The 25,720-nt window shown below is 67.7% G+C and carries 25 protein-coding genes; 10 read left to right on the top strand and 15 right to left on the bottom strand.

The genetic code is table 11. The features are described 5' to 3' along the window. Window positions 1-11: 11 nt before the first annotated feature. From hpaD to HNR11_RS10980, 5 genes are all read right to left on the bottom strand, one after another. Complete coding sequence (gene hpaD, locus HNR11_RS11000; protein ID WP_179442296.1) at window positions 12-1,121, bottom strand: 3,4-dihydroxyphenylacetate 2,3-dioxygenase; 1,110 nt, start codon at window positions 1,119-1,121, stop codon at window positions 12-14. Window positions 1,122-1,173: 52 nt separating this feature from the next. Beyond that, on the bottom strand, window positions 1,174-2,679 hold the full coding sequence (hpaE, locus tag HNR11_RS10995) for a 5-carboxymethyl-2-hydroxymuconate semialdehyde dehydrogenase (protein ID WP_179442295.1): 1,506 nt from the start codon (window positions 2,677-2,679) through the stop codon (window positions 1,174-1,176). A 15-nt stretch (window positions 2,680-2,694) separates the two neighbouring features. Continuing rightward, on the bottom strand, window positions 2,695-3,357 hold the full coding sequence (locus tag HNR11_RS10990; RefSeq protein WP_343050658.1) for a GntR family transcriptional regulator: 663 nt from the start codon (window positions 3,355-3,357) through the stop codon (window positions 2,695-2,697). Beyond that, window positions 3,354-4,841, bottom strand: coding sequence for a fumarylacetoacetate hydrolase family protein (locus HNR11_RS10985; RefSeq protein ID WP_179442294.1), 1,488 nt, complete (start codon window positions 4,839-4,841; stop codon window positions 3,354-3,356). The genes HNR11_RS10990 and HNR11_RS10985 overlap by 4 nt, the downstream gene beginning before the upstream one ends. A 236-nt stretch (window positions 4,842-5,077) precedes the next feature. Next, window positions 5,078-6,559 (bottom strand): APC family permease, encoded by a 1,482-nt coding sequence (locus HNR11_RS10980; RefSeq protein WP_179442293.1) that lies wholly within the window; start codon window positions 6,557-6,559, stop codon window positions 5,078-5,080. Between the two features lie 298 nt (window positions 6,560-6,857). Between HNR11_RS10980 and HNR11_RS10975 the strand changes: the two genes are divergently transcribed. Together HNR11_RS10975 and HNR11_RS10970 are read left to right on the top strand one after the other, a co-directional pair. Further along, the gene (locus HNR11_RS10975; protein WP_179442292.1) at window positions 6,858-7,856 is read left to right on the top strand and encodes an AraC-like ligand-binding domain-containing protein; all 999 of its coding nucleotides are present in this window, start codon (window positions 6,858-6,860) and stop codon (window positions 7,854-7,856) included. A gap of 27 nt (window positions 7,857-7,883) precedes the next feature. Next, window positions 7,884-8,501 carry a TetR/AcrR family transcriptional regulator gene (locus tag HNR11_RS10970; RefSeq protein ID WP_179442291.1) on the top strand — a complete coding sequence of 206 codons (618 nt, stop codon included), beginning with the start codon at window positions 7,884-7,886 and terminating at the stop codon, window positions 8,499-8,501. 134 nt (window positions 8,502-8,635) lie between these two features. Here HNR11_RS10970 and HNR11_RS10965 read toward each other — a convergent pair whose 3' ends face one another. Further along, complete coding sequence (locus tag HNR11_RS10965) at window positions 8,636-10,630, bottom strand: primary-amine oxidase (RefSeq protein ID WP_179442290.1); 1,995 nt, start codon at window positions 10,628-10,630, stop codon at window positions 8,636-8,638. Window positions 10,631-10,711: 81 nt separating this feature from the next. Between HNR11_RS10965 and HNR11_RS10960 the strand changes: the two genes are divergently transcribed. After that, entirely contained in the window at window positions 10,712-11,347 is a 636-nt protein-coding gene (locus tag HNR11_RS10960) for a hypothetical protein (protein ID WP_179442289.1), read from the top strand. Window positions 11,348-11,389: 42 nt separating this feature from the next. Here HNR11_RS10960 and HNR11_RS10955 read toward each other — a convergent pair whose 3' ends face one another. The 3 genes from HNR11_RS10955 to HNR11_RS10945 are packed head-to-tail and all read right to left on the bottom strand — an operon-like array spanning window position 11,390 to window position 12,274. Then, window positions 11,390-11,557, bottom strand: a complete 168-nt coding sequence (locus tag HNR11_RS10955) for a zinc transporter permease (RefSeq protein WP_179442288.1) — start codon at window positions 11,555-11,557, stop codon at window positions 11,390-11,392. After that, the gene (locus HNR11_RS10950) at window positions 11,554-11,889 is read right to left on the bottom strand and encodes a metalloregulator ArsR/SmtB family transcription factor (protein ID WP_179442287.1); all 336 of its coding nucleotides are present in this window, start codon (window positions 11,887-11,889) and stop codon (window positions 11,554-11,556) included. The genes HNR11_RS10955 and HNR11_RS10950 overlap by 4 nt, the downstream gene beginning before the upstream one ends. 40 nt (window positions 11,890-11,929) lie before the next feature. Continuing rightward, a complete protein-coding gene (locus HNR11_RS10945) occupies window positions 11,930-12,274 on the bottom strand; it encodes a biopolymer transporter Tol (protein WP_179442286.1) in 345 nt (114 codons plus the stop codon). Window positions 12,275-12,368: 94 nt separating this feature from the next. On the opposite strand from HNR11_RS10945, the gene HNR11_RS10940 reads away from it, so the two are divergent. The 3 genes from HNR11_RS10940 to HNR11_RS10930 all read left to right on the top strand — a co-directional run bounded on the left by HNR11_RS10940 (window position 12,369) and on the right by HNR11_RS10930 (window position 16,306). Continuing rightward, window positions 12,369-13,754 carry a cryptochrome/photolyase family protein gene (locus HNR11_RS10940; RefSeq protein ID WP_179442285.1) on the top strand — a complete coding sequence of 462 codons (1,386 nt, stop codon included), beginning with the start codon at window positions 12,369-12,371 and terminating at the stop codon, window positions 13,752-13,754. A gap of 161 nt (window positions 13,755-13,915) precedes the next feature. Continuing rightward, the gene (locus HNR11_RS10935; RefSeq protein ID WP_179442284.1) at window positions 13,916-15,382 is read left to right on the top strand and encodes a DEAD/DEAH box helicase; all 1,467 of its coding nucleotides are present in this window, start codon (window positions 13,916-13,918) and stop codon (window positions 15,380-15,382) included. 180 nt (window positions 15,383-15,562) lie between these two features. Beyond that, window positions 15,563-16,306: an MBL fold metallo-hydrolase gene (locus tag HNR11_RS10930; protein WP_179442283.1), complete on the top strand. Its 744-nt coding sequence runs from the start codon at window positions 15,563-15,565 to the stop codon at window positions 16,304-16,306. Between the two features lie 5 nt (window positions 16,307-16,311). On the opposite strand, the gene HNR11_RS10925 is transcribed toward HNR11_RS10930, so the two are convergent. Then, window positions 16,312-16,854, bottom strand: coding sequence for a TetR/AcrR family transcriptional regulator (locus tag HNR11_RS10925; protein WP_179442282.1), 543 nt, complete (start codon window positions 16,852-16,854; stop codon window positions 16,312-16,314). Window positions 16,855-16,961: 107 nt separating this feature from the next. On the opposite strand from HNR11_RS10925, the gene HNR11_RS10920 reads away from it, so the two are divergent. Continuing rightward, on the top strand, window positions 16,962-18,521 hold the full coding sequence (locus HNR11_RS10920) for an APC family permease (RefSeq protein ID WP_179442281.1): 1,560 nt from the start codon (window positions 16,962-16,964) through the stop codon (window positions 18,519-18,521). After that, entirely contained in the window at window positions 18,521-19,750 is a 1,230-nt protein-coding gene (locus HNR11_RS10915; protein WP_179442280.1) for a saccharopine dehydrogenase family protein, read from the top strand. Before HNR11_RS10920 ends, HNR11_RS10915 begins: the two co-directional genes overlap by 1 nt. On the opposite strand, the gene HNR11_RS10910 is transcribed toward HNR11_RS10915, so the two are convergent. Continuing rightward, a complete protein-coding gene (locus HNR11_RS10910) occupies window positions 19,747-20,304 on the bottom strand; it encodes a flavin reductase family protein (RefSeq protein ID WP_179442279.1) in 558 nt (185 codons plus the stop codon). The two genes, HNR11_RS10915 and HNR11_RS10910, sit on opposite strands and share 4 nt — an antisense overlap. A 107-nt stretch (window positions 20,305-20,411) precedes the next feature. On the opposite strand from HNR11_RS10910, the gene scpC reads away from it, so the two are divergent. Together scpC and HNR11_RS10900 are read left to right on the top strand one after the other, a co-directional pair. Continuing rightward, on the top strand, window positions 20,412-21,935 hold the full coding sequence (gene scpC / locus HNR11_RS10905) for a succinyl-CoA:acetate CoA-transferase ScpC (RefSeq protein ID WP_179442278.1): 1,524 nt from the start codon (window positions 20,412-20,414) through the stop codon (window positions 21,933-21,935). Further along, window positions 21,932-23,266, top strand: coding sequence for an ASCH domain-containing protein (locus HNR11_RS10900; RefSeq protein ID WP_179442277.1), 1,335 nt, complete (start codon window positions 21,932-21,934; stop codon window positions 23,264-23,266). Before scpC ends, HNR11_RS10900 begins: the two co-directional genes overlap by 4 nt. A 25-nt stretch (window positions 23,267-23,291) precedes the next feature. On the opposite strand, the gene HNR11_RS10895 is transcribed toward HNR11_RS10900, so the two are convergent. Genes HNR11_RS10895 through HNR11_RS10880 form a run of 4 tightly spaced genes read right to left on the bottom strand, consistent with a single transcriptional unit; the run spans window position 23,292 to window position 25,697 of the window. Further along, window positions 23,292-23,666, bottom strand: a complete 375-nt coding sequence (locus HNR11_RS10895) for a hypothetical protein (RefSeq protein WP_179442276.1) — start codon at window positions 23,664-23,666, stop codon at window positions 23,292-23,294. A gap of 5 nt (window positions 23,667-23,671) precedes the next feature. Next, window positions 23,672-24,316, bottom strand: coding sequence for a hypothetical protein (locus HNR11_RS10890; protein ID WP_058889264.1), 645 nt, complete (start codon window positions 24,314-24,316; stop codon window positions 23,672-23,674). Window positions 24,317-24,372: 56 nt separating this feature from the next. After that, a complete protein-coding gene (locus HNR11_RS10885; protein ID WP_343050657.1) occupies window positions 24,373-25,245 on the bottom strand; it encodes an EamA family transporter in 873 nt (290 codons plus the stop codon). 20 nt (window positions 25,246-25,265) lie between these two features. After that, window positions 25,266-25,697, bottom strand: a complete 432-nt coding sequence (locus HNR11_RS10880) for an RDD family protein (RefSeq protein ID WP_179442275.1) — start codon at window positions 25,695-25,697, stop codon at window positions 25,266-25,268. Window positions 25,698-25,720: the final 23 nt, after the last annotated feature.

Genomic DNA, 25,720 nt, shown 5'->3' with positions numbered 1-25,720 from the left:
TCTCAGCAGCCTCAGAGCTGGTGGCCCAGCTTGTACTCGCCCTGTTTCCAGGAGGGCATGGAGTCCTCGTCGTCCTTGCGGGTGTAGGAGAAGCCGTCCGCGCCGATGGTCACGTCCATCTCGGAGCTCTCGGTCCGCTCCACCGCGGGCACCGGGCGCCCGTGCAGGTCCAGCACCGTGGAGGCTTCGGTGTACCAGGACGGGACCACCGGGTTGCCCCACCAGTCGCGGCGCTGGTTGTCGTGCACGTCCCAGGTCACCACGGGGTTGTCCGGGTCTCCGGTGTAGTAGTCCTGGGTGTAGATCTCGATCCGGTGCCCATCGGGATCCCGGATGTAGAGGTAGAAGGCGTTGGAGACTCCGTGCCGGCCGGGGCCGCGCTCGATGTGATCGGAGAGCCGCAGCGCGCCGAGCTTGTCGCAGATCGCGAGCACGTTGTGCTTCTCATGGGTGGCGAAGGCCACGTGATGCATCCGGGGGCCGGCTCCTCCGGTCATCGCGGTGTCATGCACGGTGGGCTTGCGCCGCATCCAGGCCGCGTAGGTGGTGCCGTGCTCATCCTGGATGTCCTCGGTGACCCGGAAACCGAGATCCTCCATATAGGCCACGGCCTTGGGCACATCCGGGGTGACCTGGTTGAAGTGATCCAGCCGGACCAGCGCGCCGGGGGTGTAGAGGTCATAGCGCCAGGCGAGGCGTTCAACATGCGCCACGTCGTGGAAGAACTCGTATGGGAAGCCCAGCGGGTCCTGGACCCGCACCGAGTCGCCGATCCCCCGGGTGAAGCCTTCCCTGTTGCGGATGACCTCGCAGCCGAGCTCGCGGTAGAACGACTCGGCCTTGTCCAGGTCCTCAGGGCTGCGCACCCGGTAGGAGAAGGCGGCGACGGCGGCCGTCTCACCTCGGCGCAGCACCAGGTTGTGGTGGATGAACTCCTCCATGGAGCGCAGGTAGATCGCGTCCTCATCCTCGGCGGTGACCGTGAGGTCCAGGACATCGACGTAGAAGTCGCGGGAGCGCTGCAGATCGGTGACGATCAGCTCCATATAGGCGCAACGCAGGATGTCCGGCGCCGGGGAGGAGGGAGTGGGGATCCGGTCCTGGGTGGGGTTCTCTGTCATCTGAAGCGTCCTTGCTCGATGGTGAAAGGTGGGGGTATCAGGTGCGTGCGGCTCAGTCGGCGTTGCCGAAGACCGGGTTGTGCACCTCGCCGAGGTTGATGTGCACCGCCTGCTGGTCGGTGTAGAAGTCCAAGGAGCGGTAGCCGCCCTCGTGGCCCAGCCCGGAGGCCTTGACCCCGCCGAAGGGGGTCCGCAGGTCCCGCACGTTGTTCGAGTTCAGCCAGACCATCCCGGCCTGGACCGACTGGGCGAAGTTATGCGATCGCTTGAGATCGTTGGTCCAGATATAGGCGGCCAGCCCGTACTTGGTGTTGTTCGCCAGCTCGAGCGCCTCGGCCTCGGAGTCGAAGGGGGTGATCGCGACCACCGGGCCGAAGATCTCCTCCTGGAAGATCCGCGCCTCGGGGGCCACATCGGCGAAGACCGTGGGGGCGACGAAGTTCCCGGTGGGGAAGCCTTCTGGGCGTCCGCCGCCGGCGAGGAGCCGGGCCTCCTGCTTGCCGATCTCGATGTAGTGCATCACCTTCTCGAAGTGCTCCGGGTGCACCAGCGCGCCGACCTCGGTGCCTGGCTCGTGCGGCAGCCCCACCTTGACCCGCGCGGCCTGGGCCGCGTAGCGCTCGATGAACTCGGCATAGATGCTGCGCTCCACCAGGATCCGGCTGCCGGCGGTGCAGCGCTCGCCGTTGAGCGAGAAGACCCCGAAGATGGTCGCGTTGATCGCGGCTTCGAGGTCCGCGTCGGCGAAGACGACGGCGGGAGACTTCCCACCGAGCTCCATGGAGAGGCCCTTCAGGGCCGGCGCCGCGTTGGCGAAGATGGTCTGCCCGGTGCTGGATTCTCCGGTGAAGGAGATCAGCGGTACATCGGGGTGCTTCACCAGGGCGTCCCCGGCCTGTTCCCCGAGCCCGTTGACCAGGTTGAAGACGCCCCGGGGCAGCCCGGCATCTTCGAAGATCCCGGACCAGAGGCTGGCCGAGAGCGGGGTGAACTCGGCGGGCTTGAGCACCACGGAGTTGCCCGCGGCCAGGGCGGGGGCGAGCTTCCAGCTCTCCAGCATGAACGGAGTGTTCCAGGGGGTGATCAGCCCGGCCACGCCGATGGGCTTGCGGCTGACGTAGTTGATCTGCCGTCCCGGCACCTTGTACACGTCGTCGGCCTGGGCGACGATCAGGTCCGCGAAGAAGCGGAAGTTCTCTGCGGCGCGTCGAGCCTGCCCGAGTGCTTGGGTGATGGGCAGGCCGGAGTCGAAGGATTCGAGTTCCGCGAGCCGCTCCCCGCGAGACTCGACGAGGTCCGCGATCCGGTGCAGCACCCGAGAGCGTTCCCGCGGCAGGGTCTCCCGCCAGGGGCCGGTCTCGAAGGCATGGGTTGCTGCGGCGACGGCGCGGTCGACGTCGGCCTTGGTGCCGGCGGCGGCCCGGAGGTAGGCCTCGTTGGTCACCGGGTTGAGCACCTCGAAGCTGCCGCCCTCGGCGGAGTCGACGTGCTCGCCGTCGATGTAGTGCTGGATCCGCTCCGGCAGGTCAGCCGGAACGGGGCTCTGGTAGTCGTTCATCTCTGGTGGGTCTCCTTAGGAAGAAGTGCGCTGCTGGCGGTAGGCCTCGACGGTGCGCCACTTGTGCTGGCGGACGGCCATCTCGATCTCCAGCGGCTCGGCGTTCTCGCGGATGAGTCTCAGGATCTCGTCGTGCTCTTGGACCGAGCGTGGCGCCCGGCCCGGGACGAAGGCGAAGGTGGAGCTGCGCAGCCCGGACATCCGGTTCCAGCCGCGGTCGGCGAGCTCGGAGATGTGCGGGTTGGGGCAGCGCTGGAACAGCGCCCGGTGAAACTTCTCGTTGAGCGAGGTGAAGGCCACCGGGTCGAAGTCGTCCAACATGGCGCGCATGGAATCGTTGATCGCCTGGGCACGCGCCAGGTCGGCGTCGTCCATCCAGGGCAGCGCCAGCGCGGTCGCGGCGCCTTCGAGGACACCGAGGGTCTGCATGGTGTCGATGTACTCGTCCTGGTTCACCATGGCCACCCGGGCGCCGACATTGCGCTCGAACTCGACCAGCCCCTCCGCCTCCAGGCGGCGCACCGCCTCCCGCACCGGGACCACGCTGATGCCCAGCTCCTTGGCAATGGCCCCGAGCACCAGCCGGTAGCCAGGGTTGAACTCGCGACCGATGATCCGCTCCCGGATCCAGCTGTAGGTCAGCTCCGACTTGCTGATCCGCTCATCGATGCGGATCACGGACCCTCCCCCTCGATCACGGGGGCCTCCGCACCGGCGCGGCCCTGCTCAGCCTGGTAGCGGCTGCGCCACGTGGAGTTCATCGGGAACAGCCCGTCCACAGGGTGCCCGGCCTTGACCTGCTCTGCGATCCAGGCGTCCTCAGCCTCCTTGACCAGGGCCGCCTCGGCCACCTCCGCCGCGAGCGAAGGTGGGAGCACGATCACCCCGTCGTCGTCGCCGACGATGATGTCACCGGGCTGGACGGTGGCTCCCCCGCAGGCCACGGTGAGATCGAAGTCCCAGGGCACGTGCTTGCGTCCGAGCACGGCCGGGTGCGGGCCCTGGCTGAAGACCGGCAGCCCGATCTCCGCGACCGTGGCATAGTCACGGACTCCGCCGTCGGTGACGACGCCGGCGGCACCACGCAGCTGGGCGCGCAGCGCGAGGATGTCTCCCAGCGTGCCCGATCCGCGCTCACCGCGGGCCTCGATCACGATGACCTCTCCAGGGTGCACCGAGTCGAACACCTGCTTCTGAGCATTGAAACCCCCGCCGTGGGAGGCGAAGAGGTCCTCGCGGTGCGGCACGAAGCGCAGCGTGCGGGCGGTGCCGATCAGCTTCTGCCCGGGTTGATTCGGCCGCACGCCGTCGATGGTGACGTTGTGGTAGCCGCGCTTGCGCATCTCTTGGGAGAGTGCGGCGACCGGCACCTGTTCCAGCACGTCGTAGAGGTCGGGGTCGACCCCGGGGGCGGGCTTCGGGGGCAGTCCGGCGGCCCTGCGGGATCCCCAGGCCTCCTCGCGCTGGGTGTCATCCACGCTGGGCAGTGCACCCAGCGCCGGGTCGAAGGGCTCCGTGCCCTCGGTCACCGGGCTGATCAGGCGTCCGCTGCTGAGCCCCCCGGCGGCGTCGACCTCCACCGCGATGGTGTCCCCTGGTTCCGCCACGGAGGCCCCGGCCGGGGTGCCGGTGAGGATCACGTCACCAGGATGCAGGGTCAGGTGCTGGGAGAGATCGGCGATGAGCTGGGTGAGGGGGAAGATCATGGAGCCAGTGGCGCCGTCCTGGACCAGGTGGCCGTTCTTCCAGGTGCGCACGCGCAGCTTCAGCGGGTTCACCTCGGCGGCGGGAATCAGCTCCGGCCCCAGAGTGGTGTACCCGTCGCGGCCCTTATTGCGCAGGTTGGAGCCTTTATCGGCCGAGCGCAGGTCGTAGAGCCCCCAGTCGTTGGCCGCGGTGACCGCGTGGACGTGGGACCAGGCATCCTCGGGACTGATCTGGCGCGCCTGGCGACCGATGATCAGCGCGATCTCGCCTTCGAAGGCGAGCAGCTCGGTTCCTCCGGGGCGCTGCACCGGGTCCCCCGAGGCACCCAGCGAGCTGGCGGGCTTGAGGAAGTAGGACGGGGTGGCGGGGCGTCGTCCGCGCTCGGCGGCGCGGGACTCGTAGCTGATGTGGACCGCGATGATCTTGCCGGGCGTGCCCAGGTCTTGCGCGCTCATATGCTCTCCTCCACGAGACGACCCGGAGCACCACCCCGGATGATATTCCAGATCGTATACGGTCTGTGATGTGGGGCACAACCCTTGGTCCAGGAATCTGCTGCGCCGGTCATCGAGTGTGCAATCTGTGCAGGTTCTGCGGCCGTCTTGCCTGGCTTCGGCGGTCGAATTGCACACTCGATGCAGGAACCGCAGCTACGGCGATGTTCCCTGACGCGTCGTGACCGGCCGCGTGGTCAGCCGATGTTCGCCTGCCGGACGGCGTCATAGATCTCTGGCCGCTTCACTCGCAGATACTCCCCCCAGATCAGACCCACCACCGCGGAGCCCAGGATCAGCCCCGGCAGCAGGACCACCAGAGCGGTGGAGCCCTCGGCGTCGATCATCACGTCGAAGTTGAACATGATCAGCACGGCGATCACGGCCAGTCCGATGGCGGCCAGCAGCGGTGCGATGGTCCGGGCGAAGAGCGGGTGCCGCTCAGGCTCGCGGTTGAAGTACTGCAGAGCCGCCACAGAGGTGACGCACAGCAGCAGCACCAGACCGAAACCGGCCGCGTTGGTCAACCAGGGGAACATGGTCAGCACAGGAAACAGCGGTCCGAGCTCGGAACCGGCTCCGGCGATCGCGAAGACCAGGATGAAGACCAGCCCCAGCGCGCTCTGCACCAGGGATCCCACCACGGGGGCACCGCTGACCCGGCCGGTGCGCCCCAGCGCCGAGGGCAGCACCTGGGCGCGTCCCATCGAGAAGAAGTACCGGGCCGCCGCATTGTGGAATGCCACCAGCGCCGCCATGATGCTGGTCAGGAAGAGCACCGCGGCGAGGTTCACCAGCAGTCCGGACAGCTTGCCGTCGAGGAACACGAAGACCAGATCGGGACCCCATTCCTGAGCCTGCGCGACGATCTGGGAAGGCCCCAGCCCGATCGCCAGTGCCCAGGAGGACGCTGCGTAGAACACGGCGATGATGCCCACTGCGATGTAGGTGGCTCTGGCCACCGAGCGTTCGGGATTCTTCGCCTCCTCGGAATAGATGGCGCCGGATTCAAAGCCCATGAAGGCGGCCATGCCGAAAGCCAGAAGTGCTCCGAGACTGCCGTTGAGCCAGTTCTGGGGAAGCAGCGGCGCCGCAGTGACTCCCTCTGGGGAGGTGGTCAGTGAGAGCAGGCTGACGATGATGACCACCAGAAACTCCAGCAGGACGATGATCGCCAGCAGCTTCGCGGAGAGGTCGATGCGATGGACCCCCAACCAGGCGACCAGCAGCCACCCCGCCAGAGCACACACCCACCAGGCGAGCGTGACCCCGAAGAGGTCGGCGATGATCGAAGATGCCGTGAATCCGAAGACGCCATAGATTCCGATCTGCATGGCGTTGTAGGTCATCAGCGCCAGGAAGGAGGTGCCGATGCCGAGGCGAGTGCCCAGTCCCGCGGCGACGTAGGCGTAGAAGGCACCGGCATTGTGCACATAGGTGCTCATGCGCCCGAAGCCCACCGCGAAGAGACCCAGGATCACTCCCAGCAGCAGGTACCCCACGGGGACTCCGGTCTGCCCGGTGATCGCGAAGCTTGTGGTGGCGCCTCCGGCGAGAACGGTCAGAGGCGCGGAGGCCGCGATGATCAGGAAGACCAGGGCTGGGACTCCCAATGTGCGCTTGGCCAGCGTGGACACTTGGACCGCAGGCGGCCTCGAGGTGGCAGTGTGCTCGGTCATCAGGGTGCTCCCTCTGCTTGCAGGTGCCGACGCGGTGCGATCGCCGGTACCCCGTAGCATCCCCCTGGCTTCACCGCGGCGTCTTGGATCAACGTGCAGCCCTTTTGCGCATTCGGGCTGAGCCGCGCCCCACGGCGCTCTGCGCCAGGGGAGGCCGTGGATCGGAGCATGCTTTACAAGGCAGGTGAGCGGTGTCACACTCTGAAGCACTCGAGGTTCACGTGCCTGAAACACCTGCGTCACCGATGTTGAGCATCTGCTCAATAACATTGGGGCAACCCTCTTCACAGGAGAGACGATGCATTCGATCCATACGTCTGAAGCCGATCTCCGGGATCGCTCGGAGCACCGGACTGGACCGTCCTGGGACCTGCACTCCTGGCGCGAGATGATCTCGGACGCCGTCGTTCCGCTGGAGATCCAGGCGATGCCCGGGACCACGTTCGCCGGAGCACTGCGCAGTTCGGAGGTCGACGGGGTGGGGGTCTATGAGCTGCACACCACCGCCCACACCGTGCGCCGCACGCCGCAACTGGTCTCTCGGGACGACGCCCGCTTCTACAAGCTCAGCCTGCAGCTCGCGGGACGCGCCGTCCTGGAGCAGGACGGTCGGCGCGCGTGCCTGGCACCGGGGGACCTCGCGATCTATGACACCGATCGCCCCTACGCACTGAGCTTCCCGGAGCCCAGTCGCACCATGGTGATGGTGATCCCCCGCGAGCCGGTGGACCTTACGGCGGACCAGATCGCCCAGGTGACCGCCACCTGCTTCTCCAGCGACCGGGGGTTCGGGAGATTGGTCAACCCGTTCTTCGTCGAGCTCTGCAATAGCATCGAGCAGCTGCCCGGTGTCTATGGCACCCGCCTGGTGCACTCGGCCTTGGATCTGATGGTGACCATGCTCGCTCAAGAGCTGGACCGGCACCGGGATCTCACCGGCTCCGGCAACTCAGGCCTGCACCGCGAGATTCGCGAGTACATCCTGAATCACCTGGGTGAGGAGACGCTGACCCCAGCTTCGATCGCCGCCGCACACTTCATCTCGCTGCGCCATCTCTATACGATCTTCACCGAGGATGGTGAGACGGTCTCCGCCTGGATCCGGGCACGGCGTTTGGAACACATCCGCCGCGATCTCCTCGACCCGGTACATGCGCTGCGACCGGTCTCCTGGATCGCGGGCCGCTGGGGCCTGCACGACGCAGCTCACTTCTCCCGCCTGTTCAAGACTGAGTTCGGTCAATCTCCGAGCCTGTACCGCCGCCAGCGTCTGAACCGGGCAGACATGGCCGCCTGATCTCGCCCGATGCGGGAGAATCGGCACATGCCCAAGAAGATCGACCGCGAAGAGCGCCGCCAGCAGATCGTCCGCACCTACCTGCGCATCGCGGACCGTGACGGCCTGGAGGCGGCCACCTCGCGCGCCGTCGCCGTGGAGCTTGGGGTCTCTACCGGGTCCCTGTGGCATTACTTCACCGGATTCGACGACGTCGTCTTCCGCGCCTTCCAGCTGATCTTTGATCGCACGAACGCCAGGATCACGGCGCACGTGGGAGACCACGGCGGCCTGCGCGCCCTGATGGCGCTCCTGGAAGAGGCCCTCCCCGTGGGTGAGGAGACCGAGCGCGAGGCGCTGATCGTGACCAACTTCTGGGGCCGGGCCTCCTCGAAGCCCGAGCTGGGCCGGTTCCAGAGCGAGGTCGGAGCGATGTGGCTCCGGCAGATCACGGACCACCTCACCCAGGCCGTGGATGCCGGGGAGCTCAGCTCCGCAACACCTGTGCAGGAGCTCTCCGACGTCCTGATGGTGCTGATCACCGGGCTTCAGGTGGAATGCGCACTGAAGACCCCGCTGGCGCAGACGCAGAGGCAGTGGCGGATGATCCGCCACTGCCTCTCCCCCTGGCTGACCGACACCGGGCGCACCGGCGTCGGACTCTAGTGCGCCTGAAGGATCCTGCGCCTGCCCCAGACTCGCAGGCCCCCCAAGGCCCCTAGGCGCCTCCGGACTCAACACCGGCCCGCGGCTGAGCGCCGTGAGTCTGCCGGTTGACCCCGTCGGCTGACCCCGCCAGCTCAGCTGCAGCCGCAGCCGCTTGACTTGTCCGCACCCTCGGCATCGGCCTCGCGGGCCGGGCTCGCCGGGGCTGCGCAGTGCCCCGAGGGCTCTGGGGGCACGTCCAAGGTGGGGTTACGGTCGAAGAAGCCGTTGGGGGTCAGGGTGAATCCGGCGTAGTCCACCGGCATGATCGGCCAGTCCTCGGTGCGCGGGAAATGCGTCAGCCCGAAGGTGTGCCAGAGCACCAGGTCCTCACCCTCCAGCGAACGATCCTGCGCGATGTAGCTGGGCAGTCCGCCGTAGCCGGGGTTCAGGTTCACCTGATCACCGGCCGGGAACTGCTCGTCCGGATGATGCTGGGTCACCCAGAGGTGATGCCCGGCGAACGCCGCGCGGCGACGGATCGAGGAGTCCTCGGCCGCCAACAGCGTGGGGCTCTCCTCGGGATGCAGCTGATACGCCGTGGGAGCTCCCATGCGGTTGGTCTTCTCCGCGCTGCTGATCTGCCAGACCCGGCCCACCGAGCCCTTGGCGTCTCGGACGGCTTCCTTCTCGGAGCGCAGCCGAGTGATGCTGCGGGTGAAGGCGTTGCCCCACGGGTTCTGCTCACTGGTGGGCACCTGGACCGCGTCGATCTCATCGATCGAGTTGCGTGTCCCATCCACGGTCATGTCCAGCCTGGCGCAGAACATGTGCTGGTGCACCGGGGCTCCGAGTCCTGGTGCCAGCTCGGTGGCGTAGGGGTAGTCCGGCGACGGCATGCCTGAGGTGAAGACGATCCCGGTGGCCTTGGACTCGAGCTCGATCTTGCCGTCCAGATAGAGGTACCAGTAGAAGCCGTAGTCGTAGTTGCCCACGGTGACGAAGAAGGACACCACGAGCCGGCGCTGCCGGCGGACCTCGCTGGTGCCGGAGAAGTCATCGCTGTGCTTCCAGAGGATGCCGTAGTCCTCCTCATGGATGCAGATCGCGTTGCGCAGCGTCTTGGGATGTCCCAGGTCATCGACGACGACGGCGTCCACGTAGCTGATCTCACCCTTGCAGTCACAGCCGAGCTCCAGGGCGTTGGCCAGCCGGCCGAACTGGTACTCCCCGACGTCGAAGTAGTTCTGCCAGGCGTGGGTCGGCGTGGGGTCCCCGTAGTTGACCACCATCTCTGCGATCGAGCCGCGGTAGAGGATGGGACGGTCCACACCCTGATCGTGGAAGCTCAGCTGGTGCAGCGTGAGACCTTCACGGCCGTTGAAGCCGACCCGAACCTTCCAGTTCTCCCACTCCAGCACGCCGTCCTGGAGGCTGAAGCTGACTCCTTCGGGCTGGGTGATGGAGATCGGCTTCAGCGAGGTGCGGTGCTCACCGCGCACCGCCGGGTCCAGGTAGTCCCCTGACTCTTCTGGGACATGGGTGACCTCGGTCTCCACGACCCGCAGGACCTTCTTATTGGTCAGATCCACATGCGCGACCACGCCGTCGATCGGGTGCGCCCAGACGGAGTCGCTGGGGTAGTCCTGCCGGAAGGCCAGGGCGCGGACCACGCGCACACCGACTTCGTCGTCGTAGCCGAAGATCCCGGCCGAGAGCCCGACGACGACGACCTTGTCCAGATCCTCCACCCCACGCCGGGCGAGCGCCTCGACCCAGGCCGGATCGGCCTTGACGATCGGATCCGCGCCGGCGAGGTCTTCATCGAAGCTCGGCGCTGATCCCTGCTCCACCGCGTTGACCTCGTGCCGGGCGACGATGGACTCGCGGTCCAGGTCCACCACGAGCTGAGTCAGGGTCAATGTGGGCAGGTCGGTGAGCAGAAGCGACACCTCCCGGGGCAGCTTCGTGCCCGTGGTCCACGCGATGACGTCTGCCTTGCTGGGCTCGCGCAGCGTCACATAGGACACGCGGGTTGCCTCATGCAGCAGCGACTCACGTTCCAGGACGCCGCGCATCACCTCGATCTCAGGCACGGTCAGCGGGGTCAGGGGGTGGCGGGACTGCTGGGCCGGGGTCTTGTCAGCCATGGTGATCCTCCTTATAGTTGAGCGCACGCTCAACAATAAATATGACACATTTCACATGTGTTTCGGAAGGGTCAGCTGCGCATGACAATTGTGATCCGCCGAGTGGCTGCCGTTGGAGCTGCCGCCTCTGGGCTGCTGCACCTGGTGATGCTCAGCCAGGGTCACCACCTGGGAGCCGCCCTGCTGATGGCCGCCATGGCCATCGTCTGCCTTCCATGCGCGGGGCATCTGTGGCGGGCCGCAAGCATGCGCTCTTGGACCGTGATCGCGGTGATGAACGCCGCGATGCTCGCAACCCATCTCGGGATGCTCACCGGCCACGCCTCGCCCACGGCGGCACACTCAGTCCAGCTCGGCACAGGCGCGACGCCTGACCAGACGACCGCCCCGGAGCTCCAGGGAGCCCATGCGCACGACTCCTGGGCAGGGGCAGCCACCCCCATCGCCTCCTCCGAAGCTCACGCGGAGGGACTGCATCAGCTGCTGCTGCCAGTGGCCTCAGGCCTCGCGCTGCTGGAGATCATGCTGGCGCTGCTGGGACTCGCGCTGCTGCGGCGTCAGAGCACGAAAGAGGGGGCCCCACGCTCGGGGCCCCCTCATCTCGGGGTGCTCAGCACGCCGCCTCAGCGGCACGATGTCGTCCCTGAGGCGGTATCGCCGCCAAGGTCGCCGCCGCTGTCGCCGCCGCTGTCGCCGCCGGCTCAGTCGCCGCTGTAGTCGCCGCCGCTGTGGTCGCCGGAACAGTCCGCCGGCGTCGACTCAGTGCTCGTCGTAGTGGTCACCGTGAGCCGCATGGCGGTGTCCGTCGTGGACATAGTCCACGTGATCGCCGTGCTCCAGCGCCTCGTGGCCGCAGTTCTCGCCGTGGGTGTGATCCTCCAGCTTGTGCTCGGCAGTAGCGTGCTCTGCAGTGGGGTTCTCAGTCATGATGATGCTCCTTCTGGGGCGGACTCAGCCGCCTGATCCTGGGTGACGGGCTCCTGTGCGTGAGCGATGGCGTCGGTGATCACATGGGCCACGTGGTCATCGGCCAGACGGTGCTCGATCTCCCGGCCATGACGCTCGGCCAGCACGAGCCCGGCCTGCTTCAAGGTCCGCAGATGCTGGGAGACCAGCGGCTGCGACATGGAGGTGATGATCACCAGCTCGGTCACCGTCCTCGGGGACTCCGCCATCAGGCACAGCAGCCTCAGCCTGGACTCGTGTCCGAGGACCTTGAAGAGCTGGGCCGCGCTGACGAGCGCCTGATTCTCACTCACAGGTAGAGAACACCACACATATAAATAGATTGCAATCTATTTATTGCGACGCAGTCTCATCCTCGGGATCCAGTGCATCGAGCTCGGTCAGAGCCGCCTTCGCGGCACTGATCCGCTGCGCCTCCGGCAGCTCCCACCAGTAGGGGCCGCGCTCCCCCAGTCCGGTCTTGGCCAGCCCGACCCGCTTGCGGGAGGCGGTCACCCGCTCCGCGTCGCCGGTCTTCTTCCCGGCCGCGACACCGGACCGGCCGCGGCCCAGGTGCGACTTCAGGGCAGTGACCAGCTCCTCGGGCAGCGCAGGATCGGTCCGGCGCCACCGTCGCCCCTTGATCACCAGCCAACGCCGGTCCTCCTCGGCGGAGGGTGTTTCCTCAGTCAACGACATCTCCTTAGCTACCCCAGTTGATGAGCGGGTTCTCCTGCTACTGTGCCAGCCAGGACGGCCGCTCGCGCGGCGACGCTTCGCCGAAAGGGCACTGATGACCCGCACGCTGATCTGGTTCCGCGACGATCTGCGTACCGCAGACCATGAGGCGCTGCTCACCGCCTGCCAGCGCGCGGAGGGGCCTGGCGACGTCGTCGCACTCTACGTCCTCGACGAGGTCAGCCCCGGGGTGCGCCCACTCGGAGGCGCCGTGAAGTGGTGGCTGCACCACGCGCTGGAATCCCTGAAGGCCGATCTCGCCGAGCTGGGCATCCCGCTGCTGCTGCGCGCCGGAGACCCGGCGAAGCTGCTGCCTGCACTGGCCCAGGAGCTCGGCGCAGAGAAGGTGCAGTGGTCGCGGCGCTACGGCGGGCCGGAACGAGCAGCGGACGCCGGGATCAAGGCCGCGCTGCCCGAGCAGCGTGTGGAGGTGGAGAGCTTCAACGCCTCATTGCTGCACGAGCCCTGGACCGTGGAGACCAACACCGGTGGCCCGTACAAGGTCTACACCCCTTTCTGGAAGCAGATCAGCGTGCGCGACCCCGGCGCTCCTGTTCAGCGCCCCACTCCCCTGGGCCCGATCGCAGACGCCGAGGCCGCCCTGCCCACAATCAGTGAGGGCGCAGGGAACCTCGAGGACTGGCAGCTGCTGCCCACCCGTCCTGACTGGGCCGGTGGGCTGCGGGAGAACTGGACCCCCACCGAGACCGGCGGTCACGCTCGGCTGAGCGAGTTCCTGAATCATCAGCTCGAGGACTACGACGACGCACGCGATGTTCCCGCCGGAGACAACACCTCGCGGATCTCGCCCTACCTGCGCTTCGGTCAGCTCAGCCCGCGCCAGGTGTGGCATGCGGCGCACCAGGAGACCGAGGAGGCGGTGGAGAAGTTCCTCTCCGAGATCGGCTGGCGCGAGTTCTGCTGGCACCTGCTCTTCCACTTCCCGCAGCTGCCGCACACCAATCTGCGCGCCCAGTTCGACGCCTACCCCTGGAAGACCCGTGATCAGGCGCCCGAAGACTTCCGCGCCTGGGCCAAAGGGGAGACCGGCTTCCCCTGGGTCGACGCGGGTCAGCGCCAGCTCTGGGAGACCGGGCATATGCACAACCGGGTCCGGATGGCCTCGGCGTCTCTGCTGATCAAGAATCTGGGCATCGACTGGCGTGAAGGGGAGGCATGGTTCTGGGACACCCTGGTCGACGCGGACGCCGCCTCGAACCCTGCGAACTGGCAATGGGTGGCCGGCTGCGGGATGGACGCCGCACCGTACTTTCGGATCTTCAACCCGGAACGGCAGCGCGAGCGCTTCGACCCCCGAGGCCACTACGTCAGCGCCTGGATCCCGGAGCTGAACACCCCGGACTACCCCGCCCCGATCGTGGATCTCAAGGCCTCCCGCGAGGAGGCCCTGGAGCACTACAGCCAGATCAGCGGCAAGTGATCCGGATTCTGTCGGTGGCGCCATGAGGTAGAGTGGGGATTCTGGTGCCCACCCTTGTGGGTTGCCTGCGTCGTAAGAACGCCTTGATCAACGCGACCGTGTGTATCCACCGGTCGTCGTTTCAGCAGTGATTTTCTCGCGGCGACCGAGTGCATCAACCGATGCCTTCGCCCCATGCCAGACCAGCCCCCGGCGGGTACATCCCTGCCTTCTCTGTGTCCGGCGCTTTCCGAAAGGCCCTCGCCATTTCTGAGACCCAGACCTTCGCCGAGCTCAACGTCCCCGCACCCCTGGTGCGGGCTCTCGCAGCGGACGGCAAGACCGAAGCCTTCGCCATCCAGCAGCAGACCCTCACCGACACGCTCTCCGGACGCGATGTCCTGGGACGCGGCAAGACCGGCTCCGGCAAGACCCTCGCCTTCTCGATCCCGATGGTCGCCCGCCTCGGTGAGAAGGACGCGGCCAGGCGCCGTCGTCCCGGTCGCCCGCTGGGCCTGGTGCTGGCCCCCACCCGTGAGCTGGCCACCCAGATCAATGCGGTGCTGGAACCGCTGGCCGCCTCCTATAACCTCAAGACCACCACGATCTTCGGCGGCGTCGCGGCGTCGCGCCAGATCAACGCGCTGAAGTCCGGGGTCGACATCGTGGTGGCCTGCCCCGGCCGCCTCGAGGACCTGCTGAACCAGCGCGCCCTGTCCCTGGAGTCGGTGGAGATCACCGTGCTCGACGAAGCAGACCACATGGCCGACCTCGGCTTCCTGCCCGTGGTGACCCGGCTGCTGGAGAAGACCGACGCCAAGGGGCAGCGGCTCTTCTTCTCGGCGACGCTGGACAACGGTGTGGACAAGCTGGTCAAGCGCTTCCTGAACAACCAGGTGATGCACTCCGTGGACGAGGCCACCTCCCACGTCTCGGCGATGACCCACCACGTCTTCGAGGTCCACAACGACGACAAGCGCGACCTGGTGAAGCAGCTCGCCTCCGGCACCGGACGCCGCATCCTCTTCACCCGCACCAAGCACCAGGCCAAGAAGCTGGCCAAGCAGCTCACCGAACAGGGCACCCCTGCGGTCGACCTGCACGGCAACCTCTCCCAGTCCCAGCGTGACCGCAACCTCGCCGCCTTCGGCGAGGGCGACATCAAGGTCCTGGTCGCCACCGACGTGGCAGCCCGCGGCGTCCACGTGGACTCCGTGGAACTGGTGGTCCATGTGGATCCGCCGGCCGAGCACAAGGCGTACCTGCACCGCTCCGGTCGCACCGCCCGCGCCGGCAGCGCCGGTGACGTGGTCACCGTGATGCTCCCCGAGCAGCGCCGCGACACCCAGGCGCTGCTGCGCAAGGCCGCCATCGCGGTGCACCCGATCCGGGTCAACTCCGAATCCGAGGCCGTGAGCGAGCTGGTCGGCGCCACCGCCGAGTTCGTCAAGCCCGCCCCGCGGGCACCGGTCCAGCAGCAGCAGCCCCGCCGTCGCTCCGGGTCCTCCCCGCGCGGCGGAGGCCCCTCCCGCGGCGGTTCGGGAGGCTCCGGGGGTCAGTCCCGCGGCGCCGGGTCCGCCCGCGGCGGTCGCCCCTCGGGTCGCAGCGGCGCATCCGCAGCCGGACGGTCCTCCCGCCCGGCACGCTGATCTGTTCCTGGGGCGGCCGGATCGCTCTGTCCGCCTGGTCGGACTCTCGAGTCCAGCACCTGTGGCCCTCACCCGCATCCGGGTGAGGGCCACAGGTCTGTGGTCCCGGGTCACGCTTGACCAACCGCTGTTCCGAGAACCAGGATTGACGCAACCCCTCACGGAACGGAACTGCAGCACATGATCGAATACGGTGTAGCCCCTGGCATCCATCTCATCTCGCAGGCGAATGTGAACTGTTACGTCGTCGAGGCCGAGGACGGCATCACCCTGATCGACGCCGGACTGCCACGGATGTGGCACGAGGTCATGGAGGTGCTCAAGACGCGCCACCGGATGCCCTATGAGGTGAAGGCGCTGGTGCTGACCCATGGACACTTCGACCACCTGGGCTTCGCGCTGCGTGCCCAGCAGAGCCTGGGGATTCCGGTGATCATCCACCACGAGGACGCCGAGCTGGCCACGAAGCCGTATCGCTACGCCACCGAGCGCAACCGGCTGCTCTACCCGTTGGGCCACCCGCGGTCACTGCCGCTGCTGGGACGGATGGTGGGCGCCGGCGCGCTGACCGTCAAAGGCGTCCACGGCGTGCAGCTGATGACGGCCGGATCGGTGCTGGACGTTCCCGGCTTCCCCGTGCCGGTGCACACCCCGGGACACACCGACGGACACTGCATCCTGCACTTCCCCGATCGCCGCGCGGTGTTCACCGGGGACGCGCTGGTGACCCTGGATCCCTATACCGGGCAGACGGGTCCCCAGATCGTCGCCGGCGCCGCCACCAAGAACACCGCGCAGGCCATCGACTCACTCGAGGCCATCTCCCGCACCGGGGCCGATCACCTGCTCCCCGGCCATGGCAGCGTCTGGTCCGAGGGCGCGCAGTCCGCCGTGGAGGCCGCACGCGGGGTGGGTCGCCACTGACCCGCTCAGTACTTGATGGTCCCGATCAGGCGGACGATCCGGTCGATCGTGGCTGGGTCGGTCTCTGCGGGCAGGGCACCGGTGCCGGTGAGCGCAGCGTTGAAGTAGATCCCATCGCCGAGCAGCATCACCAGGTGCACCATGTCCTCGTGCCCCACGGCGTCCACCAGCACGTCGAACCATCGGGTCCGACACTGGGCCAGAAGCTCATTGGCCTCCGGGTGTGAGCCCTGGGCCAACCGGGTGACCGCCGTGTTGCAGCGCTCCAGCGGACTCTGGATCTCCAGGGAGCTCTTCACGTAGTAGACGGCCGCCTGGGACGGGTCATCCCGCATGATCGCCAGATCGGCCTCCACCAGGCCGCGCAGCCGGTCGAAGAGCGACGCGGCGAGTTCGTCCTTGGACTTGAAGTGGTAGGTCAGTCCGCCCTTGGAGACTCCGGCGCGCCGGGCGATCAGCTCCAAGGTCGCACCGCGCTCGCCGTCGGAGATCAGGATCTCCTGGTAGGCGTCGATCAGCCGCTGCACTGTGCTCGGAGCGTGACCCATGGAGACGAGTTTAGAGCCTACCCAAAAAACCGACCAGTCGGTACAGTGTTGTGTGTCACACCGTGTGGGGGAGCCGACGTCGGCCGGCCGAACATCGGAGGAACAGCATGAGTCATGCAACTCTCGGCAACGATCGCGGCGCTCCGCCAGCCGGTCAGGGCAAGGGCCTCTCCGCCGGCACGCTGGGAGTCTGGGGCTCGGTGGTCATCGGGCTCGCGTCCACAGCGCCGGTCTATTCGCTGGCGGCCTCGCTGGGGTTCGTGGTCCTCGCGGTCGGCGCCCAGGCTCCGATCGCGTTCATCCTGGCGTTCATCCCGATGCTCTTCATCGCCTTCGCCTACCGGGAGCTCAATCGAGAGATCCCCGACTGCGGCACCTCCTTCACCTGGGCCACGAAGGCGTTCGGGCCGTGGGTGGGCTGGATGGCCGGCTGGGGCGTGGCGGTCGCAGGCATCGTGGTGCTGGCGAACCTGGCCCAGATCGCCGGGATCTACTTCTGGCTGCTGATCGGCGACGGCTCGCTGGCGGATAACTCCGTGCTGGTGACCGCCACCGGAGTCTTCTTCATCGCCGCCATGACCTATGTCAGCTATCGCGGCGTGGAGATCGGGGCCAAGCTCCAGAACGTGCTGTTGGCGGTGCAGTACCTCGCGCTGATCCTCTTCGTGGTCTTCTGCCTCATCGGGATCGCGAATGGGACCGCTGAGAACGCCACCACGCCGTCCTGGGACTGGTTCAACCCGTTCGCCTTCGAGAGCGTGGAAGGCTTCACCGAGGCGGTGCTGCTGGCGCTGTTCATCTACTGGGGCTGGGACGCCTGCCTCGCCCTGAATGAGGAGACCCGGGATGCCCGCCGGATCCCCGGACGTGCAGCCCTGATCTCCACGGTGCTGCTCCTGGTGACCTACGTCGGGGTGACCGTCGCGGCGATGATGTACGCCGGGGTCGGCGAGGCGGGGTCCGGCCTGGGCAATGAGAACAACGCGGAGGACGTGTTCTTCGCCCTGAAGGACGTCGTCCTGGGACCGGCCGCCTGGCTGCTGGTGGTCGCGGTCCTGGTCTCCGCGGTCTCCTCCACGCAGACCACGATCCTGCCCACCGCCCGCGGCACCTTGTCCATGGCTGTCTACCGGGCGCTGCCCCGCCGGTTCAGCACCGTGCACCCGCGGTTCAAGACCCCCTCGTTCTCCACGCTGGTCATGGGAATCGCGGCGATCGCCTACTACGTGGTGATGACCATGATCAGCGAGAACATCCTGGCTGATTCCATCCTCTCCCTGGGACTGGCGATCGCCTTCTACTATTCGATCACCGGCTACGCCTGCGTCTGGTACTTCCGCCGGGAGCTCTTCAGCTCCGCACACCATGTGATCTACCGCTTCCTGCTGCCCCTGCTGGGCGCGCTGATCCTCACCGCCGCGTTCATCAAATCGGCCTTCGACATGGCCAGCGTGGATTACGGCTACAGCGTGCTGCTGGGCATCGGCGGGACCTTCGTGGTGGGCATCGGCTCGCTCTCGCTGGGCCTGGTGCTGATGCTGCTCTGGTGGACCCGGTCCGGAGCGCGGCCGTTCTTCCGCGGGGAGAGCCTGAACGCCGAGACGGCCGTGCTGGTGCCTGACTCCCCCGAGGATTCACCTCGTTCACCTGATGGAGGCTTGACCTGATGCGTATTCTCATCCTTGGAGCTGGCGGCGTGGGATCTGCCGCGGTCCGGATCGCGGTCCGCCGTGACTTCTTCGACCTGCTGGTGGTCGCGGACTACGATCCGGCCCGGCCGCAGACCCTGGTCGACTCGCTGGGCGACGATCGTCTGCTGGCCGCCCAGGTCGATGCCTCCTCCGCGGAGGCGGTGGCCGCTGTGATCACAGACCACCAGATCACCCATGTGCTCAACGCGGTGGACCCGCGGTTCGTGATGCCGATCTTCAATGGCTGCTTCGCCGCCGGAGCGACCTATCTGGACATGGCGATGAGCCTCTCGGTCAGACACCCGGAGGAGCCCTTCACCAAGACCGGTGTGATGCTCGGCGACGAGCAGTTCGCCCAGGCCCGGGCATGGGAGGACGCCGGCCGGCTCGCGCTTGTGGGCATGGGCGTGGAGCCTGGGCTCTCCGATGTCTTCGCCCGCTACGCCGAGGACGAGCTGTTCAGCTCGATCGATGAGCTGGGGGTGCGCGACGGTGCCAACCTGGTCGTCGCGGGGGCCGACGGCGAACCGGCCTTCGCCCCGTCCTTCTCGATCTGGACCACGATCGAGGAGTGCCTGAACCCCCCGGTGGTCTTCGAACGCGAGACCGGCTGGCACACCACCGAGCCGTTCAGCGAATCCGAGGTCTTCCGGTTCCCCGAGGGGATCGGCGAGGTGGAATGCGTCAACGTGGAGCACGAGGAGGTGATCCTGATGCCGCGCTGGACCAAGGCCCGGCGGGTCACCTTCAAGTACGGACTCGGTGACGAGTTCATCGACGTGCTCAAGACCCTGCACAAGCTGGGCCTGGACTCCACCGAGCCCGTGCTGGTCAAAGGCATGCCGGTGGCTCCACGCGACGTGGTCGCCGCGGCGCTGCCGGATCCTGCCACCCTCGGTGAGCGGATGACCGGGAAGACCTGCGCCGGGGTGTATGTGACCGGGATCGGCAAGGACGGTGCGCCCCGTGCCGTGTACCTCTACCACGTGGTGGACAATGAGTGGTCGATGGCGGAGTACGGCTCGCAGGCGGTGGTGTGGCAGACCGCGGTGAACCCGGTGGTGGCCCTGGAGCTGCTGGCCAACGGCACCTGGCAGGGCACCGGGGTGCTGGGTCCGGAGGCCTTCGACTCCCGGCCGTTCCTGGAGCTGCTCGCCGCGGACTCCGGCTACGGCTCACCGTGGGGGTTGGAAGAGCGCTCCTAGTCGGTGAAGTACTTCCACTTCGTCATCTCATCGCTGAGGTCGTGCAGCTCCCCATTGGTGGTGAAGGTCCCGTTGCCGCGGTGGTGGAACTCCGGGGCCGGCGCGGCGTCGGGCCGGATCCATGCGGCCGTGGTGCGCAGCAGCCACAGCGAGTAGTCCTCCACCAGGGAGTCGTCCTCGACCTTGCACTCGATGTTCGCCACGCACTCCCCGATCAGCGGCGCCGCGACGCTGACACCTGGGACCCGGGTCAGTCCGAAATGCTCCCATTTGTCGATGTCCTGGCTGGAGGAGTTGCCCACCTGCACCGTGGTGCGCATCAGGTCCGCCCCGGGGATCCCGATCACACACTGCCGCGTGGCCTGCAGGGTCGCGAAGCTGGTGTCCCAGGTCCCCACGATCACCGCCAGGATGCCGTCGTGCCGGACCGGCATGTTGAACGCGTTGGTCATGATGTTGTCCCGGACTCCGTCGGAGGTGGAGATCAGCACCGTGGGTCCCGGCTCGATCAGCCGGTAGGTCTCCCGGACCGGATAGGGCACGAATCCATTCATGATGCGTCCTCCCTCGTCAGGTGCTGCGATCAGCCTGTGTCGTGTCACCCAGCGTAGCGCTGCGTCGAGGAATCTCGTCAGGGTCGGCGTTCGCCTAGGCTGGAGCAATGAGCGCTGCTTCCCCTCGAATCACCTGCCCCGTCCTGGCCGGCAAGGTCACCTCCGCCGCCGAGGCGGCCACCCACATCCACGACGGCGACCGGGTCGGGATGAGCGGCTTCACCGGCGCCGGATACCCCAAAGCGGTGCCCGCCGCCCTGGCCGAACGCGCCAAGGACGCCCACGACCGTGGCGAGGAGTTCGGGATCGACCTCTGGACCGGGGCCTCCACCGCCCCTGAGCTCGACGGTGTGCTCGCCGAGGCCGGAGCTGTGCGCAAGAGACTGCCCTTCCAGTCGGACCCGACGCTGCGTGAAGCCATCAACACCGGGGAGACCGAGTACGTCGACACCCACCTGAGCCACTCCGCCCAGCAGGCCTGGTTCGGCTTCTACGGCCAGCTCAACGTCGCGGTGATCGAGGTCGCCGCGATCCTGCCCAACGGGCTCCTGGTCCCTGGCAGCTCAGTGGGCAACAACAAGAGCTGGCTGCAGCTCGCGGACAAGGTCATCCTGGAGGTCAACGACTGGCACCCCCGCGCCTACGAGGGCTTCCACGACATCTACTACGGCACCAAGCTGCCCCCGGAGCGCCGCCCGATCCAGCTGACCGACCCGCTGCAGCGCATCGGTGACCCCTACCTGCGGGTGGACCCCGAGAAGGTCCTCGCCGTGGTGCACACCGACGCCCCGGACCGGAACCTGCCGTTCAAGCCCGCCGACGAGCAGTCCAAGGCCATGGCCCACCATGTGGTGGACTTCCTGCGCCATGAGATCAATCACGGCCGGCTGCCCAAGAACCTGCTCCCCCTGCAGTCCGGGATCGGGAATGTGGCCAACGCCGTGATGGCAGAGCTGGCGCACAGCGAGTTCGAGGAGCTGCTGGCCTATACCGAGGTGATCCAGGACGGCATGCTGGACCTGATCGACACCGGGAAGCTCACCGCGGTCTCCGCCACCTCCTTCTCCCTCTCGGCCGAGCGCGCCGAGGCGTTCAACGCCCGCGCGGAGGAGTACAAGGGGCGGATCCTGCTGCGCACCCAGGAGGTCTCCAACCACCCGGAGGCCATTCGCCGGCTCGGGGTGATCTCCATCAACGGCATGGTGGAGGCAGACATCTACGGCAACGTGAACTCCACCCACGTGATGGGCAGCTCCATCATCAACGGGATCGGCGGCTCCGGAGACTTCGCCCGCAACGCCTACCTGAACTTCTTCGTCTCGGGCTCAGTGGCCAAGGGCGGCGCGATCTCCTCGATCGTGCCCTTCGCCAGCCACGTCGATCACACCGAGCACGACACCCAGATCCTGGTCACCGAACAGGGCCTGGCGGACCTGCGCGGGCTCTCCCCCGCCGCCCGCGCACGCACCATCATCGCCAACTGCGCGCACCCGGACTACGCAGACCTGCTCCAGGACTACTTCGACCGCGCGGTGGCGCAGAACCCGCGCGGACGGCACACCCCGCACCTGCTGGGCGAGGCGCTGAGCTGGCACGGGAACTACCAGAGCACCGGCAGCATGAGGCCATGACCCCCGAGGAGATCCGCGACCTCCCCGCCATGGAGCTCGGCGACGACGCGCTGCGCACCGGGCTGACCACCGCCGTCATCACCGGGGTCAAGACGATGACCACGAGCCTGCACCGGTCCTACCTGACGGATTCCGAGCCGCTGCCCGTCCCGGGGCTCCAGCGCCTTGTGGGTCTGCATGAGGAGAGCCTCGGCGTCGTCGAGGTGCTCGAGGTGACGCTGCTGCCGCTGGGTGAGATCACCCAGGAGATCGCCCGCGGCGAGGGTGAGGGATTCGACTCCGTGGCGGCCTGGCGCGAGGCTCATGAGCGCTTCTGGCGCAGCACGGGTGAGCTCGGCGAGGATGAATGGGACGAGAACGAGATCATCGTCGTCGAACGTTTCCGCTGGCTGCCCGAGCATGCGCTGGTCCCGACGCCAGAGCCGCGCCGGGTCGGGATCGTGGTCACCGATGACTACTCGGAGGCCCCCGATCGGGACACCGCTCCGCTGATCGCGCAGCTGCAGCTGCTCGGGATCGCGGCCCAACCGGTCATCTGGCACGAGTGGACGCCTCGCCCGGACTATGACCTGCTGGTCATCCGTACCCCGTGGAACTATGCCTCGCGCACCGAGGAGTTCCTGGACTGGCTGGAGCGGGCTGAGGCGCAGGTTCAGGTGCTCAACCAGCCCGCGCTGATCCGCTGGAACCTGGACAAGGTCTACCTGCGCGAGCTCGAGGCCGAGGGGATCGCCGTGGTGCCCACCCGGTGGGCCGACGACGACGCCGCACTGCGCCACGGCCTGGCCGCGCACGCGGAGGGATGGGTCGTGATCAAGCCGAGCATCTCCGCCGGGTCCTTTGACACCGGGCTGCTGCGCGCCGACTCCGCCGCCGCGCTGGCCCTGGGCGAGCGGATTTTGGCCCGCGGCCTGACGGTCATGATCCAGCCGGAGGTCCCGGAGCTCAGCGAGGGCCGGGAGAAGGCGCTGTACTTCATCGACGGGCAGCACTCGCATTCGATCGCCAAGGGGGCGCTGCTGGCTCGCGGCGGCGGTCTGCGCGGCGGCAGTTATCAGGAGGATCCGCAGCTGGTGCAGGCCAGCGCGGCCGAGGTGGAGTTTGGGGAGCATGTGCTGGCTGCCGCGGAACGGCGGACTGAGACGCTGATGCCGCTCTATGGCCGGGTCGACCTGGTCGATTCCGCGCAGTTCGGCACCGCGCTGCTGGAGGCCGAGCTGTTCGAGCCGGCGCTGAATCTGCACCTGGCCCCCTCAGCGGCGCTGGCGCTGGCCCGCAGCATCGAGTCCCGGCTCTCCGAGCACCAGGCCGCGAACGCCATGGTCGGCTGATCCTGCTGGTCTGAAGAGCGTGCGGTCAGTTGATCGCCGCGACCACTGCCACCCCGATGAGCCCGACCGCTCCGGCCCAGATGTAGCTGGCCAGCGTGCCGATGATGAACCGTTCGGTGGCCTTCGCGCGCTGCTCGGCCTGCCAGGAGCGCAGCTCGGGATAGCGGCCCAGGCCCTTGACTGCAAGCACCACCGCGATCGCTTCGGGGTATCCACCGAAGACCGCGCCAGTGATCGCCAGCCGCTCCAGGATCCCGATCCAGGTGCCCCCGCGCAGGATCCCGGGCCCATAGCCCTCGGGCTCCACCCGGCGCAGCAGCCAGCCCACCAGCGCAGCGCCTAAGAAGGCCGAGAGCGCCAGGGCGATCAGCACCACCGCGGTGATCCACAGCCATGTCATGGTTCTCAGTCCTCCTTCGCCGCAGTGGGGATCTGCCAGCTGCCTTCGGCGGCCGCGGCGGAGATCAGGGCCGCCAGCACCGGGCGGCTGCGCCGCTCCTCCTCCAGCATCGCAGAGCGCGCGCGCTGACTGACCGCAGACACGGTGATGCCCAGCCGAGCGGAGATCTCTGCCCGGGTGAGTCCCCGGTCCGTGAGGTCACTGACCTCCCACCCGGTGTCTGCGCGCCGGCGCACCACCCCGCCGAGCAGCTGCAGCACGGCGGTGGCGGCTGTCGCGGCCTCGGGTCGGTCCCCCTGGACCACCAGCGGCACCGGCTCGGTGCGGCTGCGGGCGCGTTCCACGGCGTAGCGGGCCTGGATGAACGCGCTGCCGGAACTGGCCCGGGCACTGGCGCCCAGGGGCTGCTCCACCGCTCCGGCCCCGATGCCCACCGCCCACTGCTCGGTGCGGCACAGTGTCAGGGCGAGGTCCACCGCCGCCTCCGCGCCCCGGAGCAGGATCTGGACCTCATCGCCGACTGTGCGCTCCAGCGGCAGGACGATCTCTGACTCCCACCGTGCGCTCCAGGGGGTCAGCTCCTCGAGCAGCTCCTGCACCCGTTCCCCGGATTCAGTGCTGCGGTGCTGATCTGCGGTCAGGACGAACATGAATGTAGGTTATATCCTTCAATTGATACTTTCAAGGCTATAGCCTTGATTCTTTTCTAAGCTGCCGGTCGCGGAGCCGTTCGGGGCCGGGCCGGACCACCGAGGATGAGTGCATTGCTCAGCACCACCAGCAGGATCCCGACCCAGGCCAGCCATGGCAGCAGCTGCCCGAGGAACACGGCGCCGATCAGCGCCGCGAAGAGCGGGTGCAGGGACATGCCCAGGCCGAAGATCACCGGACTGATGTGCCGCAGCACGATCAGGTCCAGCGAGTATGGCACCACCGAGGCCAGGACACCGGCCACCGCGGCGAAGAGGAAGGCCTCCAGAGGAGGCTGTAGGTGCCAGACGAGGACGGCGGCGATCGGCAGCAGGCCCAGCGCGGAGATGGCGGTGCCCATCGCGACGCCTTGGACGCCGTCCAGGCGTTGACCTACGACTCGATTGGTCAGGATGTAGCCGGCCCAGCAGCCCGCAGCCAGCACTGCGAAGCCCAGCCCGAGCAGATCGCTGGTGGGTCCGGGTCGGGTGAGCAGCACCACCCCGATCAGCGCCGTCGCGGCACAGACTCCGTCGCGGAGTCGCCGGGAGGCCAGCACCGCCACGGCCAGCGGCCCGAGGAACTCGATGGTCACCGCAGTCCCGAGCCCCACCCGTTCCAAGGCGGCATAGAGCGCGGTGTTCATGCCGGCGAAGAACAGCGCCAGCAGCAGCACCGGGGACCACTGGCTGCGGGTGAAGCGCCAGAACCTGGGGCGGGTCAGCGCGAGAAGCACTGTGGAGGCCACCACCTGGCGAACCGCCACCACCCCGACCGGGGTCAGTCCGGAGAAGGCCAGGGAGCCGACGGCGGCGCCGAACTGGGTGCTCACCGCGCTCGCGCAGATGACCGCCAGCCCGCGTCCCGGGCGGTCTGCGAGCCGGCTCACCGGTGGAGCGCCGGGCGCGCTCACATGCGCAGCTGGACGGTGCCGGCCGCCCGGTCGTGGGCGCCGCGACCGTCGACGCCGATCAGGATGGCGGGGAGCAGCAGCAACAGCAGCAGGGTGCGCACCGTGGACCAGATCGGGCCGGGGACGTTGTTGCCGCGCACCACCTGGATCCGCATCAGACGCTTGCCGATGGTGACACCGAGCAGACCGACGAGGATCACGTGGATGGCCACGAAGATCCCCAGGGTCACCAGCTCGTCGCCGCCGAAGAAGGCCATCGAGATCAGCGTGGCGATCCCCCAGTCGATGAACAGGGCGATCACCCGCCTGCTCCAGGGGGCCATGCTGCCAGGACCAGTCTCCGGCAGACCCAGCTGGTCACCGGCCCAGCGCGGCTCTCCAGACCCCGGCTCAGAGGCGCCGGGGGGTCCGCCGTCGTGCTTCGCCACAGATCTCCTTCGGGTTCGGATAT

Origin of the sequence: Nesterenkonia sandarakina (assembly GCF_013410215.1) — a bacterium.
GTDB lineage: Bacteria > Actinomycetota > Actinomycetes > Actinomycetales > Micrococcaceae > Nesterenkonia > Nesterenkonia sandarakina.
This window is presented reverse-complemented; position numbering and strand designations above follow the sequence as displayed.

Excerpts from the sequence above, each read along its gene's own strand:
- hpaD (WP_179442296.1), bottom strand. The coding sequence starts at position 1,121 with ATGACAGAGAACCCCACCCAGGACCGGATCCCCACTCCCTCCTCCCCG.
- hpaE (WP_179442295.1), bottom strand. The coding sequence starts at position 2,679 with ATGAACGACTACCAGAGCCCCGTTCCGGCTGACCTGCCGGAGCGGATC.
- HNR11_RS10985 (WP_179442294.1), bottom strand. The coding sequence starts at position 4,841 with ATGAGCGCGCAAGACCTGGGCACGCCCGGCAAGATCATCGCGGTCCAC.
- HNR11_RS10980 (WP_179442293.1), bottom strand. The coding sequence starts at position 6,559 with ATGACCGAGCACACTGCCACCTCGAGGCCGCCTGCGGTCCAAGTGTCC.
- HNR11_RS10975 (WP_179442292.1), top strand. The coding sequence starts at position 6,858 with ATGCATTCGATCCATACGTCTGAAGCCGATCTCCGGGATCGCTCGGAG.
- HNR11_RS10970 (WP_179442291.1), top strand. The coding sequence starts at position 7,884 with ATGCCCAAGAAGATCGACCGCGAAGAGCGCCGCCAGCAGATCGTCCGC.
- HNR11_RS10965 (WP_179442290.1), bottom strand. The coding sequence starts at position 10,630 with ATGGCTGACAAGACCCCGGCCCAGCAGTCCCGCCACCCCCTGACCCCG.
- HNR11_RS10960 (WP_179442289.1), top strand. The coding sequence starts at position 10,712 with ATGACAATTGTGATCCGCCGAGTGGCTGCCGTTGGAGCTGCCGCCTCT.
- HNR11_RS10955 (WP_179442288.1), bottom strand. The coding sequence starts at position 11,557 with ATGACTGAGAACCCCACTGCAGAGCACGCTACTGCCGAGCACAAGCTG.
- HNR11_RS10945 (WP_179442286.1), bottom strand. The coding sequence starts at position 12,274 with ATGTCGTTGACTGAGGAAACACCCTCCGCCGAGGAGGACCGGCGTTGG.
- HNR11_RS10940 (WP_179442285.1), top strand. The coding sequence starts at position 12,369 with ATGACCCGCACGCTGATCTGGTTCCGCGACGATCTGCGTACCGCAGAC.
- HNR11_RS10935 (WP_179442284.1), top strand. The coding sequence starts at position 13,916 with ATGCCTTCGCCCCATGCCAGACCAGCCCCCGGCGGGTACATCCCTGCC.
- HNR11_RS10930 (WP_179442283.1), top strand. The coding sequence starts at position 15,563 with ATGATCGAATACGGTGTAGCCCCTGGCATCCATCTCATCTCGCAGGCG.
- HNR11_RS10925 (WP_179442282.1), bottom strand. The coding sequence starts at position 16,854 with ATGGGTCACGCTCCGAGCACAGTGCAGCGGCTGATCGACGCCTACCAG.
- HNR11_RS10920 (WP_179442281.1), top strand. The coding sequence starts at position 16,962 with ATGAGTCATGCAACTCTCGGCAACGATCGCGGCGCTCCGCCAGCCGGT.
- HNR11_RS10915 (WP_179442280.1), top strand. The coding sequence starts at position 18,521 with ATGCGTATTCTCATCCTTGGAGCTGGCGGCGTGGGATCTGCCGCGGTC.
- HNR11_RS10910 (WP_179442279.1), bottom strand. The coding sequence starts at position 20,304 with ATGAATGGATTCGTGCCCTATCCGGTCCGGGAGACCTACCGGCTGATC.
- scpC (WP_179442278.1), top strand. The coding sequence starts at position 20,412 with ATGAGCGCTGCTTCCCCTCGAATCACCTGCCCCGTCCTGGCCGGCAAG.
- HNR11_RS10900 (WP_179442277.1), top strand. The coding sequence starts at position 21,932 with ATGACCCCCGAGGAGATCCGCGACCTCCCCGCCATGGAGCTCGGCGAC.
- HNR11_RS10895 (WP_179442276.1), bottom strand. The coding sequence starts at position 23,666 with ATGACATGGCTGTGGATCACCGCGGTGGTGCTGATCGCCCTGGCGCTC.
- HNR11_RS10890 (WP_058889264.1), bottom strand. The coding sequence starts at position 24,316 with ATGTTCGTCCTGACCGCAGATCAGCACCGCAGCACTGAATCCGGGGAA.